Here is a 12,806-nt window from a genome sequence, read left to right as displayed (position 1 = left end):
CCCCGCGTCTTTAGACCGGGGAGTGTCAAAAGTTTCCTATACCAGAGTAAGACAATAATCCTACAATTAAAGCACTAATGCCCATCATAAAAGCAACAAAAGCCGATGGTAAAAACAGTTCTGTCAAACACAGAACCGAACCCGCCAACAGCCAAATTAAGCTAGAACTTGGCATAACGCTTTTCCCTTACAATGAATTTACTGATACCAATATTATGTGAGGCTGAACAGAATCATGAAATCTATTAATTCATGCTTATCTGCTTTTATCTGCGGTCAAATATTCTTAAAGTCTTATTCCATGCAGTTTTATCTTAACTTGGCATTAGATACACCAATACAGTGAATCTTGACAAAAAAAACTAATCCTGATTTTAATTATGTTTTCTACCAAACGGGTGATTAATTGCCCAAATCCAGAATGTGATCAACCTTTGAACTGCGTCGGAGATACTATTTGCGATCGCTGTCACACCCCCCTAATTTACCGCTATCTCTGGGCAACTGGCAACCAAGCCGCAGAAATTTCCCCAGAAACAAAGGTAGCAAACAGATACGAAGTCATCAAACCCCAAATTTGGTTAGATACCCAACCTGCACTATTACCAGATATCCCCGCAGAACTACCAAATATCGTTATTCCCTACCTACGCTTATACTCAAAACATTTGCATATACCCCAAGCCTATGGTTTTACCTCCTTAGCCGAAATAGAAGATGATATTCTTTTACTAGAAAATGCCCCCATAGATGAAACAGGCTGCATTTACCCAACAATTACCGACTCCTGGGAACAAGCATCTCCCGTGAGACAGATTTATTGGTTATGGCAAATTCTTCAATTGTGGACACCTTTATCAGAATTGGGAGTTGCCCAAAGTTTATTATTAGCAGATAATTTATGTGTGCAAGGTTGGTGTATTCGCTTACTAGAACTGCATCAAAACATAGAAGAATTAACTTTACAAGATTTAGGTAATTCTTGGCGTAATTGGGTGACAGTTGCAAAAACCACCAGTTCCCCAAAATTAGAATACATAGTTGAGTTAATGTGTCAACCTGAAAATGATTTAGAAATTATTAATACTCAACTCAATGAACTATTATTAACAACAGCCACAGAATTACCTTTATATTTAACTATAGCCGGGGGGACAGATCCAGGTCCCGTCATTAAACATAATGAAGATGCTTGTTATCCTAGTCATCCAAGGGACTTAGATGATCAATTACAACCAAGACTAGCAATTATTTGTGATGGTATTGGTGGTCATGAAGGTGGTGAAGTTGCGAGTCAATTAGCTTTGCAGTCTCTCAAATTGCAAATGCGGGCTTTATTGGCAGAAATAGACGAACAAACAGAATTATTAACTCCTAAGCTTTTATGTCAACAAATAGAGTCCTGCTTGCGAGTTGTTAATAATGTAGTATGGTCGCGCAATGACGAGCAAAAACGTCAGGGAAAGGAACGCATGGCGACAACCTTAGTTATGTCATTGCAAATCCCTCAAAGAAGAGAACAGTTAGAAAATTCCCATGAACTTTATTTAGCCCATGTTGGTGATAGTCGTGCTTATTGGATTACTCAAAATTATTGTCAACTCCTGACTGTGGACGATGATATGGTAAAACGAGAAGTTGGTTTAGGGAAAAGTTTATATCGTCAAGCATTGCAAATCCCAGAAGCCAAAGCCCTGACCCAAGCACTAGGCACAAAAGAAGCGGAATTTCTCAACTTTTCGGTTCAAAGATTTATTATAGAAGAAGATGGGATTTTATTGCTGTGTTCCGATGGTTTAAGCGATCGCAATTTAGTCGAACAATCTTGGCAAGACTACGCAATTCCCGTACTTACAGGCGATTTAGACATAGCAGACGCTACCCAGGAATTAATTAAACTGGCTAATGAAAAGAATGGCCAAGATAATATATCTGTAGTCCTGACTCTTTGCCGTGTTGCCAAACCATCCTCAATGGCAATTATACCCGCACCGCCAGCAGAAATTATTCCGCCCCAACCCTTAGCCGTCCCTGACGCAGAAGCATTAATTATATCAGCACCCATAGAAACAGGTTTAACAGCAAGTTCCCAAGCCTTGCTTGATTTAAGTTTGACAGAAGCACCGCTAAAACCATCTAGAAGTAAAGGTTTGGTACTATTAGCAGGATTATTAGTTTTATTATTGGGAAGTACCACAATCAGTTTATTTGCTTGGTGGCAATTATCACCCCAATCATTCTCACAAGTCTGTCGGCAACTTCCGCAAAAGGTACGAGAATTATGTCCGGGAAGGGAGTAGGTGGGGGAGGTAGGGGAGGTGGGGGAGGTGGGGGAGGTAGGGGAGGTGGGGGAGGTAGGGAAAAGAGTATGACCAATTACCAATCATCTCAATAAGAAATATACAAGTTTGTTCTACAGCTTAATAGCGCAATATGTTGTAAAATTGGGTTTGCCATTAAATCATGCTGGATTTTGCGTTTCCAGGTTCCAATCAAAAATCTGGCTTCAATTTTAATATCCACAGCGGTTAAAACCGCTCGTGCCGTTTCCCTCTCAGGGCTAAAGCCGCTGAGTTTCCCACTTATCGAGTATTCTTATGAAAATAGGCGATCGCGTGCGTGTTAAAGAATCAGTAGTAGTTTATCATCATCCCGAACATCGCGGTGATGCTTTTGATATCAAGGATGCAGAAGGGGAATTAGTGGCTATTGTCACCCAATGGCATGATAGACCTGTAAGTGCCAACTTTCCTTTTTTAGTCCAGTTTAGCAAAAAGTTTAAAGCCCATTTACGCGATTTTGAAATAGAAAATATCTAGTACCACAGGGCGGAATTAAAAATTAAAAAATACCGTCCGTACCGTGTCGCCAATCCAACGCGCTACACGGATTAGTTTTATTATTGATGTGTGCGATCGCGCTGACTTGCCAGTTCGCCTTTTCGTGAAATTTCTAATACACGCTTTCACGTGATTTAAGTCACTGGAAAGAAAGACATTAAGCTAAAAGATGAATTCAACAATGTCTCCGTTTAGTTAAGTATGAGTCCTCTAATTCTTATACTCACCCAGATCATTCTCTTCCTCCTGGGACTACGAGTAATATTTTTGATACTTGATCAGGTAATAAATGCTTATAGGCGAGTTAGATTTTCACCAAAGAAAAACATTTTTCAACGGAGACTAAGGATTAAAACCTATACCAAAAATACCCACAATACATACAAAAATTCGAGGTTGTGGAAGCAACTACTTCGCAAACTCAATAATGAGAATACAACCGCCGAAAGACTAATCAACCATCTCATGATAAAATACCCCGGACAGTCTGACCGATGGTATCTTGAAAAGGCGATTTTCGATTTAGAACGGGATAAAGGAAGATATTAACTTAATTAAGAAAAGATTCCCAACAATGCAAATTAATATTACTACCTGCAACCACAACCGCAGCCGCAAAATTATCTGCCGGTGTTAATTCCCTTAAACTCCAATCTCCTGAGACAAGTAATTTACTAGGTTGATTTGGTGTTAAATCTATTTCAATTTCTTCTAACTGCACTAAACCATCTCCTGTAGCTTTTAAATAAGCTTCTTTACAAGTCCAATAACGAAAAAATATTTGTTGTTGTTGGGCGGGAGAAAGTAGTCGCAGGTATTGATATTCTCTAGCAGAAAAGAATCTTTTCGCCAGACCTTCCAAATCAGACATAGTGCGAATATATTCTAAATCTACACCAATTTGATTTTGATAACTTATCCCCAATAAAGCCAAATCTTGGGAATGAGATAAATTAAATAATAATCCCTGATCAGCAAATTTAGCCGCCAATAAAGGCTTACCACGCGGCTGATATTCAAATTCTACTTGTTTAGGGGCAATATCCAAATATTGCCCTAAAATTGCGCGGAGAGTGCCACGTCCAGCCATAAATCTTTGCCGATGTTCAGGAAAATAAAACCTTTCGGCGCGAGCAATTTCATCACTAGATAAAGTTTCCCGAAAAAATTGTAATTGTAATTCATCAGAATTTAAATTAATGCGCCAAATATGCACATCATTTAATAACAAATCTAATTTTTTAGGTGCGGTTAGCCAATTCAAATTAAACACAATCGCTAATAATTAAACTGTAAAGATCCGGGAGACAAAACGTTTGATATAGCCGGAAAGGTTAGGGATATTCTTTCTTCCTCCTAACTCCTAACTCCTTCTATCCACTCTAAAACACGATTCCACGCCCACCATTGATCAGGATCTTGGTATTGATTTTGACATTTTTTGCTACTCACATAACCAACATGACCACCGTAGCGAGTCAGTAATAAATCTATATCAGGATTTTTTCTAGCAGCAACTTCTAAATCAGGAATGATAGCCGGATCAAATAAAGGGTCATCAGCAGCATATAAAATGAAAGTTGGTTGAGATAATTTTGGTAATAATTCTAAACCACTGCTGGCTTGATAATAATCAGCAACCGTCGCAAAACCCAAACGGGCAATCACCAATTCTTCGTCAAATCCCCAAATACTGTTAGCCCTTGCAATCGCCTCTGGTTGAATAGATTCAGGATAAGCAGCATGGATTTTCCAGGCTAGTTTTTTCAATTCCTTAGCAATGCGAGATTCGACATATTTACCAAAAGGGTGTTTAACTAAATAGGTGAGCGATCGCAACGAATCCAAGCTTGGACAAATCACCGCCCCACCAGCAATATCAATGTCTTTAGGTGCTAAATCCGCAGCAGCTTTCACGCCCCACAAAGCCAACTGTCCCCCCAAAGAATAGCCCGTAAACCAAAATGGTGAAGGACAACCCATTTTTGCCGCAGTTTCGGCTATTTTAACAAAATCTTCCCCCTCATACAAACCATCCGAAGTCAATGTTGGCGATAATTCTGCGGTTTTACCATGCGCCCGCCAATCAAATAACACCACAGCATAGCCTTTGGCGTAAGCCTTGCGTCCCAAAATTCGTAAAAACCATTGCTGGTCTAGCTCTCCAGTAATACCATAGGTGCCAACAATTGTACTATGGGCATTTGGGGGAATAGCAACTTGACCAAAAATTGGCACACCTTGACCCCCAGAGAAGATAACCTCGTGATATTTTGGTTCTGGATGAGTAATTTTACTCTCCCAGTCCCGATTAGCCCACAAAGCCGTATAAGCCGTCATGGTCACGCCATTTTGCAAAAAATAGGGCGGTAAATATTCGTATTTATACATAAAATAAGAGCATTGTATCTTACAATAGTTTGAATTTAATATTTATATTAGATTTAACATATTTTTCATAATTAAGATGGTAATCTTTTTATATATCAAGGAAAACAAAGCCTTATGGCTTGCTTGATCATCTAATCATCCCTCAACTTTTTCCCAGAATCAGCGTAGCGAAATTTTGGTAGTTGGGAGAGCGTCAATTATCGTTAAATAAAGTAGTTATAATTTTTTAAGAATGCCGAGGATTCTTGTCATAGACGATGACCCAGCGATTTCAGAACTTGTTGCCGTCAACTTGGAAATGGCGGGCTACGATGTTAGTCAAGCTGAAGATGGCATTAAAGGTCAGGCTCTGGCTCTCCAGCTACAACCCGACTTAATTATGCTTGATCTGATGTTACCTAGAGTAGATGGATTTACAGTTTGTCAACGCTTACGTCGGGATGAACGGACTGCCGAAATTCCTGTCTTGATGTTAACTGCTTTAAGCCAAACCCATGACAAGGTGGAAGGGTTTAATGCTGGTGCAGACGACTATCTGACCAAACCCTTTGAGCTAGAAGAATTGTTAGCGCGAGTACGGGCTTTATTACGACGCACTGACCGGATTCCCCAAGCAGCAAAACATAGCGAAATTCTCAACTATGGACCAATTACCCTCGTTCCCGAAAGATTTGAGGCTATCTGGTTCAAAGCAACGGTGAAACTGACTCATTTAGAGTTTGAGTTACTCCACTGTTTGCTGCAACGTCATGGACAAACTGTTTCTCCTAGCGAAATCCTCAGAGAAGTCTGGGGTTATGATCCTGATGATGATATTGAAACTATTCGGGTGCATATTCGCCACTTGAGAACTAAACTCGAGCCTGATCCTCGTCATCCGCGCTACATTAAAACCGTTTACGGTGCAGGATATTGTCTGGAATTACCTAGTGTACCTCCGGGAATGGAGGAAACTATGGCTACAGTAGTTGAGTAAAAGGGAACTGGGGACTGGGGAAGTTAGGGAAGTTGGGGAAGTTGGGGAAGTTGGGGAAGTTGGGGAAGCTGGGGAAGTTGGGGAAGTTGGGGAAGTTGGGGAAGTTGGGGAAGTTGGGGAAGCTGGGGAAGCTGGGGAAGTTGGGGAAGTTGGGGAAGCTGGGGAAGCTGGGGAATATTTCTTCCCAATGACCAATGACCAATGACCAATGACCAATGACTAATGACCAATGACCAATGACCAAAAACTATGATATAATTAGTAGTTCTCTAAAATGGTGCTGGGTGAAGAACGTAGAGACAAAACTCAGCACACCTACACACTCAGCACTAAAGAACTCTAGTTTATGGCATTGCCAATTGTTGCAATTATCGGTCGCCCCAATGTGGGCAAATCTACCTTTGTAAATCGTCTTGCCGGAGATCAAACGGCGATAGTCCACGATGAACCAGGGGTAACACGCGATCGCACTTACCGTCCAGCTTTTTGGAATGATCGGGAATTTGTCGTAGTGGACACAGGTGGCTTAGTTTTTAACGATGACACCGAATTTCTGCCTTTGATTCGCCAACAGGCTTTAACGGCACTTGCAGAAGCCTGTGCTGCTATTTTCGTAGTGGATGGGCAAGCAGGTTTGATGCCCGCAGATGAAGAAATTTCCGAATGGTTACGTCAACAACCAGTTCCCGTACTACTGGCTGTGAATAAATGTGAATCTCCAGATCAAGGGGTGATTCAAGCCGCTGAATTTTGGGAATTAGGACTAGGTGAACCTTTCCCCGTTTCTGCTATTCATGGTAGTGGGACAGGGGAAATCCTGGATGAGTTAATGAATCACATTCCTCATACAGTAGAAGTAGAGGAAAATACAGAAATTAAAGTTGCCATTATTGGTAGACCAAATGTAGGCAAATCCAGCTTACTCAATGCTTTTGTCGGTGAAAATAGAGCTATTGTCAGTCCTATTTCTGGAACAACTAGAGATACAATTGATACAATAGTTGAGCGAGGTGGGCAAACTTACAGGTTAATTGATACTGCTGGTATTCGCAAAAAGAAACATATAGAATACGGGACGGAATTTTTCAGTATTAACCGTGCGTTTAAAGCTATTCGTCGTTCTGATGTGGTTTTATTAGTGATTGATGCTTTAGATGGTGTCACTGAACAAGATCAAAAATTAGCAGGGCGCGTCTTAGAAGAAGGTCGCGCTTGTGTTGTGGTTGTGAATAAGTGGGATGCTGTCGAGAAAGATTCTTACACCATATATGACCATGAAAAAGAATTAGAATCACGCTTACATTTTACGGAATGGGCAGATACTATTTTTGTGAGCGCAAATACGGGGCTACGGGTAGAAAAGATTTTAGAATTGGTCAATCAAGCGGCTGAGGCACACAAACGCCGTGTGAGTACATCAGTCATTAATGAAGTTCTGGAAGATGCTATCAGTTGGCATTCACCACCGACTTCACGGGGCGGTCGTCAGGGTAAGATATACTACGGTACTCAAGTTAGCAGTCAGCCTCCTTCTATCGCGCTGTTTGTTAATGATAATACCCGCTTTAATGACAATTATCGCCGTTACATTGAACGCCAATTCCGTAAACAGCTTGGCTTTCAAGGTACACCGATTCGGTTATTTTGGCGCAGTAAGAAAGTTCGAGAAATGGAAATTGGCGGACCAAATCGTGCTACTCGTGTAAAATAGGAAACTGAGGGAATTTTAGATTTTGGATTTTGGATTTTGGATTGAATGATTCCAAATTTGAACAGGAGAAATAGGTTTCAACTGTGAAAAAATTGAAAATCTCTTTCCCAATCTAAAATCTAAAATCTAAAATCCAAAATTGTTTGACAACTGACAAAACATGGATTTATTGCGATCGCTTCCCCTCGGACTTTACTTAGAAGAACCGCAAACTTGGTTACATAAACTCGACCCGCGAGTGAAGTTAATTTGGTTGTTGAGCTTTCTCAGTAGCTATATTATCGCTAATAACTATTGGCGGGTATTACTGGTATTACTGCTAATTACTTTTACTGTATTTGCCAAAATTCCTCTGCGAGTATGGCGACAACAAATGGGCTGGTTATTGGTACTATCATTTATGGTGTTAGTTATTGGCTCGATTGGTCCTGATGGATTAGGTGTAAGTTATCAGCCTCGCTTACCTGCAAATGAACAAATCCTTACCCAACCAATAACTGATAAGAAGACCCAAGTTACCCCAGTAATAGCAGATAGCAGTAAAAAGTATAGCTATGTGTTATTTCAGAAAGGATTTGTGAAAATAAATCGCCGTTCTTTGGATTTGGCAATTAGCTTGAGTACAATAGTTTTTACATTAATCTATAGCACTAATTTATATTTACTCACAACTGCACCAGAAGAAATTACTTCGGGTATGGAAAGTTTAATGCAGCCTTTGAGAAGGTTCAATATTCCAGTTACAGAAATTACCCTGACTCTAACTTTATCTTTGCGGTTTATCCCCCTAGTTTTAGAAGAAATCCAAAACCTAGTGCGTTCGGTGATGACTAGGGCAATTAATTGGAAAAAGCTAGGATTAAAAGGAGGAGCAAAAGTTTGGTTAATTGTCACCGAGAGATTATTAGAAAATCTGCTTTTAAGGGCGGAACAAATGGCAAATGCGATGATGGTAAGGGGTTTTACTAGTCCTAACGAACATCGGGTTAAATGGCAAGAGTTAAAATTAAAAATGGGTGATTGGTTAGCGATCGCCACTTTAATGGTATTTTGGGGAATCAGAATAGCCTTTGGTGCTGATAAGTAATTGGACAAAAATATTTACAGTCATTGCGAGCGAAGGGAAGCAATCACAACCCTTGCAATTGCTTCATTTCACTTCGTTTCATATGGCTAACGCCACGCAACCCTTACGCAATGGCATTGTGTAATTAATTTTGTCTCACTACTTAGCGCAGCGTGACTTAAAATTTGTCATCTCATCTTTTCCCTAATTTCCAATCTTCACCACCGGGTAACTGAATTAACAGTTTGACAATAGCTTTTGGTAACTCTTTGACTGAATATAGATGAGTCAATTCCAAAAATTTACCTGCGACAGAAATTACCTCGTTTCTGTTGACCATTCCCGCTAATGCAAATTCATTATGAATCCCTCCCAATACTTCCAAACTTGCATCAGCTATAGCTAATTCTATTTCCTCTTGTAACCAATTGTCCCATTCATCTTGATTGATATAATAGGATTTTTTATTTTCTTTAAGATTAATATCTTGAATTTCTAGTAATGAATTGCGAATAGAAGCAGTCCAAGAATTAGTTAATCTTTGTTCTATTTGATTTTTAATCAAATGAATTAATAACACCTTTAAAAAAGATTTAATTTGACGTAAAATAGCCTTTTTACTCATGCCCTCTAATTCATCTACAATAGCCAAAGCATCAGTGTAACGTCCTTGTAAAATACTATTTTTGAGGTCTGTTAATTCCTGTGTCATATTTTCTTACCTCAAGACAATTCACTTATACAGAGAAAAATTAAGAGTTTTGCTGTATTGCATACTGCCATATCTATATTAGATGATTATATGCGATCGCTCATAATTTAGCAAAAATTGGGAATAAAATCTCCGAATTTTTTATTTAATTCTGTGAATAAGTTCTGATTTCTTACCAGAGGGTAAGTAATTGGACAAAAATATTTACAGTCATTGCGAGCGAAGGGAAGCAATCACAACCCTTGGAATTGCTTCATTTCACTTCGTTATATATGGCTAACGCCACGCTGCGCTAACGCAATGACATTGTGTAATTAATTTTGTCTCACTACTTATCTAAATACCATACATGGATATTTATGGTTTAGCAGTACTATTTTATCGCCACTTTAATGGTATTTTGGGGAATCAGAATAGCCTTTGGTGCTGATAACGCAGCGTGACTTGGTATGGATTTAGACTTTTCAAACACCCTCTTAAAACGAGTGACATCATGGCTATTTTACCAGATTTTCAATTATTTTACTGAACTGCAATATGATGGTGAAGTTGGCAATTTTCGGATAATATCTCGACAAGTTGCCCAGAGTTTTTGTCTAATGCGTGAACGACTGAGATTTTTTGGAGGTTTAGTAGATTGGATGGGATTTTCGACTGCTAGTATTGATGTTTTCCATGAAGAACGCTTTGCTGGGAAAAGTACCTATACCTTTGCTAAATTATGGAAATTAGCTAGTGAAACAATTATAGCTTATTCTGATAAACCCTTGAGATTAGCCATTAAACTAGGTTTTATCATTTCTACTTTTGCTTTTATTTATGGACTTTATATACTTATTGAAGTTTTGGTTTATGGTGCAACTGTAACAGGTTGGAGTAGTATTATTGTTTCCCTATATTTTTTGGGAGGAATTATTATTTCTATTTTAGGAATTTTAGGCGTTTATTTGGGGAAAACTTTTGATGAAATCAAGAAAAGACCTTTATATTTAGTCAGAAATAAAACTAAAAATTTAGATTTTGATGAAAATGAAAACCGAAAATAAAATAACAATTTTTGCAATGACAGAAAAAGGTTATAGAGTTTTACAGAAACTATTAACCAAATTTAAACATAATATTGAAATAGTCATTGGTTCTCGTGACTCACAACTGCAAAAAGATTTCTACTCAGAAATAAAGTGTTTATGTGAAGATAATTATATTCATTTTGTCGACAGAAAAGACTTTGGAGAAATAACAACTCAATACGCAATAGCTGTATCTTGGCGATGGATTATTAATATGGATAATAGCAATTTGATTGTTTTTCATGACTCTTTACTTCCACGTTATCGAGGTTTTAACCCCTTAGTTTCTGCTTTAATTAATGGAGATAGCCAAGTAGGTGTTACAGCTTTATTTGCTACATCAGAATATGATAAAGGAGACATAATAGCTCAGTCTTTAAGTCAAATAGAATATCCAATTAAAATTCACGATGCAATTAAGAAAATTATTGAAAATTATGCAGAAATTTCTTTGTATGTAGTAGAAACAATTGTTAACAATAACAAGTTTTCAATTATTGTCCAAAATGAATATCAAGCTACCTATAGTTTATGGCGAGATGAAGAAGATTATAGAATTAATTGGAATCAGTCTTCTATTGAATTAAAAAGATTTATTGATGCTGTAGGTTATCCATATAAGGGCGCTTCTACAACACTAAATGGTGATTTAGTTAGAATTTTAGAAGCTGAAATAGTAAAAGATGTTGTAATTGAAAATCGTACACCCGGGAAAGTTATCTTCATAGAAAACTCACAGCCTATAGTTGTTTGTGGACAAGGATTGTTGAAAATACAAAAACTGATGGATGATAAAGAAAATAAATCTTTAATTCCTTTATCTAAGTTTAGATCAAGGTTTGGATAAATTAATTTATAAATCAATACCTTATCCAAATTAGAAAAAGCCTTGATTTGTAGGTTGGGTTGAAGCATGAAACCCAACAAATGCCTTGGGTTGCGCTGTCGCTTAACCTAACAAACCAGGAAATGGACAAGGTATTGATAAATAGAAACACTTTTACATATTCTTTCAATGAAAACTGACAAATTATTTTATGGAGATTCTCTAGAACAAAACGAGGCTGCTGACTGCTTAGAAAAATCGGCGTTGCTGAATCGAGGTATGAAATTCCCAAATTGAATCTTTAAAACTCTTACCTTTGCGCCTTTGCGTGAGACTAAAATTCATACCCTTAATCAGCAACGTCGAAAAATCCATCGCTCTTCCCTTTGATGATTAGTACCAGCGCAGACAGCACTAAAATCTACGCTATATCTAGCAATGCGTAAAGTTGAACTTGTATCTACTCTCAATATTCATGAAAAGGAAGTAAAACAGATTCTAAATCCCCACCATGCCACAAAATTATCTACAATGGAATCAACTCTAGCGGTACTTGGACAACGAGTTGAATAACAAATTAGTGCAAAGTAGAATCTGATACAAGCAAAACGAACATAATATTTTTTCCACTGTAAAAGTTTAAATCTCATCAATCATGACTTTTTAAACACCCTCTTAGTTAAAAAATCAATAAGCATTAGCTTTACTCAACTATCTGTACATTCTGAAAGATGATGAAACTCACAAAACCTCTCTATGAATCTGATTTCAATTTGTGGATAGAACAAACCGTAAACCTGCTAGAAAAAGGAGAGTTTGCTCAGTTGGATATTCAGAATCTTATCGAAGAAATTGAGGACATAGGCAATAATCGTAAAGATGCTTTAGAGAGTAATCTGATCAGAGTTTTTCAACATTTACTCAAGTGGAAATATCAACCACAAAAACGCTCTAATAGTTGGAAAGCGTCAATTACTGAACATTCTTTGCGTTTAAACAAGTCATTAAAAAAAAGTCCTAGCTTAAAGAGATACTTGGAAGAGGTATTTGATGAATGTTATCATGATGCCAGATTAATTGCTTCTCAAGAAACAGGAATAGATATTCATGTTTTCCCGGAAATTTGCCCTTTTAATAGTGCTAATGTTTTAAATCCCCAGTATTTACCAGAGGACGATATAGGAATAATATTTGATTTATGAAAAGATCCGTAG

The 12,806-nt window shown here is 38.0% G+C and carries 13 protein-coding genes and 1 pseudogene; 10 read left to right on the top strand and 4 right to left on the bottom strand.

Going from position 1 to position 12,806, the window contains the following annotated elements; all coding sequences use genetic code 11:
* Nucleotides 1–34: 34 nt before the first annotated feature.
* Nucleotides 35–175: pseudogene (locus tag NG743_RS21080) on the bottom strand (NfeD family protein); the annotation flags it as partial.
* Nucleotides 176–380: 205 nt separating this feature from the next.
* On the opposite strand from NG743_RS21080, the gene NG743_RS21075 reads away from it, so the two are divergent.
* Complete coding sequence (locus NG743_RS21075) at nt 381–2,300, top strand: protein phosphatase 2C domain-containing protein (RefSeq protein WP_193964758.1); 1,920 nt, start codon at nt 381–383, stop codon at nt 2,298–2,300.
* A 297-nt stretch (nt 2,301–2,597) separates the two neighbouring features.
* The gene (locus NG743_RS21070) at nt 2,598–2,819 is read left to right on the top strand and encodes a ferredoxin-thioredoxin reductase variable chain (RefSeq protein WP_027401960.1); all 222 of its coding nucleotides are present in this window, start codon (nt 2,598–2,600) and stop codon (nt 2,817–2,819) included.
* Between the two features lie 571 nt (nt 2,820–3,390).
* On the opposite strand, the gene hetI is transcribed toward NG743_RS21070, so the two are convergent.
* Nucleotides 3,391–4,113, bottom strand: coding sequence for a 4'-phosphopantetheinyl transferase HetI (gene hetI, locus NG743_RS21065; RefSeq protein WP_193963596.1), 723 nt, complete (start codon nt 4,111–4,113; stop codon nt 3,391–3,393).
* Between the two features lie 83 nt (nt 4,114–4,196).
* Nucleotides 4,197–5,231 carry a YheT family hydrolase gene (locus tag NG743_RS21060; protein WP_027401962.1) on the bottom strand — a complete coding sequence of 345 codons (1,035 nt, stop codon included), beginning with the start codon at nt 5,229–5,231 and terminating at the stop codon, nt 4,197–4,199.
* 232 nt (nt 5,232–5,463) lie between these two features.
* Here NG743_RS21060 and rpaA point away from each other — a divergent pair, with 232 nt between their 5' ends.
* The 4 genes from rpaA (at nt 5,464) to NG743_RS21040 (ending at nt 9,005) form a co-directional block, all read left to right on the top strand.
* The gene (gene rpaA, locus NG743_RS21055) at nt 5,464–6,207 is read left to right on the top strand and encodes a two component system response regulator RpaA (RefSeq protein WP_027401963.1); all 744 of its coding nucleotides are present in this window, start codon (nt 5,464–5,466) and stop codon (nt 6,205–6,207) included.
* Nucleotides 6,200–6,412 (top strand): hypothetical protein, encoded by a 213-nt coding sequence (locus tag NG743_RS21050; protein WP_257120820.1) that lies wholly within the window; start codon nt 6,200–6,202, stop codon nt 6,410–6,412. The genes rpaA and NG743_RS21050 overlap by 8 nt, the downstream gene beginning before the upstream one ends.
* A gap of 141 nt (nt 6,413–6,553) precedes the next feature.
* On the top strand, nt 6,554–7,918 hold the full coding sequence (gene der / locus NG743_RS21045; protein WP_027401964.1) for a ribosome biogenesis GTPase Der: 1,365 nt from the start codon (nt 6,554–6,556) through the stop codon (nt 7,916–7,918).
* Nucleotides 7,919–8,078: 160 nt separating this feature from the next.
* A complete protein-coding gene (locus NG743_RS21040; protein WP_257120819.1) occupies nt 8,079–9,005 on the top strand; it encodes an energy-coupling factor transporter transmembrane component T family protein in 927 nt (308 codons plus the stop codon).
* 172 nt (nt 9,006–9,177) lie between these two features.
* Here NG743_RS21040 and NG743_RS21035 read toward each other — a convergent pair whose 3' ends face one another.
* Nucleotides 9,178–9,696: a DUF29 family protein gene (locus NG743_RS21035; RefSeq protein ID WP_257120818.1), complete on the bottom strand. Its 519-nt coding sequence runs from the start codon at nt 9,694–9,696 to the stop codon at nt 9,178–9,180.
* Between the two features lie 449 nt (nt 9,697–10,145).
* Here NG743_RS21035 and NG743_RS21030 point away from each other — a divergent pair, with 449 nt between their 5' ends.
* The 4 genes from NG743_RS21030 to NG743_RS21015 all read left to right on the top strand — a co-directional run bounded on the left by NG743_RS21030 (nt 10,146) and on the right by NG743_RS21015 (nt 12,794).
* The gene (locus NG743_RS21030) at nt 10,146–10,742 is read left to right on the top strand and encodes a hypothetical protein (RefSeq protein ID WP_257120817.1); all 597 of its coding nucleotides are present in this window, start codon (nt 10,146–10,148) and stop codon (nt 10,740–10,742) included.
* Nucleotides 10,726–11,613 (top strand): methionyl-tRNA formyltransferase, encoded by an 888-nt coding sequence (locus NG743_RS21025; protein WP_257120816.1) that lies wholly within the window; start codon nt 10,726–10,728, stop codon nt 11,611–11,613. The genes NG743_RS21030 and NG743_RS21025 overlap by 17 nt, the downstream gene beginning before the upstream one ends.
* 417 nt (nt 11,614–12,030) lie before the next feature.
* Nucleotides 12,031–12,165 (top strand): hypothetical protein, encoded by a 135-nt coding sequence (locus NG743_RS21020; protein ID WP_255539976.1) that lies wholly within the window; start codon nt 12,031–12,033, stop codon nt 12,163–12,165.
* Between the two features lie 158 nt (nt 12,166–12,323).
* A complete protein-coding gene (locus NG743_RS21015; protein WP_174763480.1) occupies nt 12,324–12,794 on the top strand; it encodes a DUF29 domain-containing protein in 471 nt (156 codons plus the stop codon).
* The last annotated feature ends 12 nt before the right edge of the window (nt 12,795–12,806 follow it).

The sequence above is a fragment of the Dolichospermum heterosporum TAC447 genome, assembly GCF_024584745.1.
GTDB classification, from domain to species: Bacteria; Cyanobacteriota; Cyanobacteriia; order Cyanobacteriales; family Nostocaceae; genus Dolichospermum; species Dolichospermum heterosporum.
Note: the sequence above shows the minus strand (reverse complement) of the source record. Positions and strands in the feature narration are given on the sequence as shown.

What these genes read in the sequence shown, in the direction of transcription:
- NG743_RS21025 (WP_257120816.1), top strand. Translation starts at nt 10,726, where the DNA reads ATGAAAACCGAAAATAAAATAACAATTTTTGCAATGACAGAAAAAGGT.
- NG743_RS21015 (WP_174763480.1), top strand. Translation starts at nt 12,324, where the DNA reads ATGATGAAACTCACAAAACCTCTCTATGAATCTGATTTCAATTTGTGG.
- NG743_RS21070 (WP_027401960.1), top strand. Translation starts at nt 2,598, where the DNA reads ATGAAAATAGGCGATCGCGTGCGTGTTAAAGAATCAGTAGTAGTTTAT.
- NG743_RS21020 (WP_255539976.1), top strand. Translation starts at nt 12,031, where the DNA reads ATGCGTAAAGTTGAACTTGTATCTACTCTCAATATTCATGAAAAGGAA.
- der (WP_027401964.1), top strand. Translation starts at nt 6,554, where the DNA reads ATGGCATTGCCAATTGTTGCAATTATCGGTCGCCCCAATGTGGGCAAA.
- rpaA (WP_027401963.1), top strand. Translation starts at nt 5,464, where the DNA reads ATGCCGAGGATTCTTGTCATAGACGATGACCCAGCGATTTCAGAACTT.
- NG743_RS21075 (WP_193964758.1), top strand. Translation starts at nt 381, where the DNA reads ATGTTTTCTACCAAACGGGTGATTAATTGCCCAAATCCAGAATGTGAT.
- NG743_RS21030 (WP_257120817.1), top strand. Translation starts at nt 10,146, where the DNA reads ATGGATTTAGACTTTTCAAACACCCTCTTAAAACGAGTGACATCATGG.
- NG743_RS21035 (WP_257120818.1), bottom strand. Translation starts at nt 9,696, where the DNA reads ATGACACAGGAATTAACAGACCTCAAAAATAGTATTTTACAAGGACGT.
- NG743_RS21060 (WP_027401962.1), bottom strand. Translation starts at nt 5,231, where the DNA reads ATGTATAAATACGAATATTTACCGCCCTATTTTTTGCAAAATGGCGTG.
- NG743_RS21040 (WP_257120819.1), top strand. Translation starts at nt 8,079, where the DNA reads ATGGATTTATTGCGATCGCTTCCCCTCGGACTTTACTTAGAAGAACCG.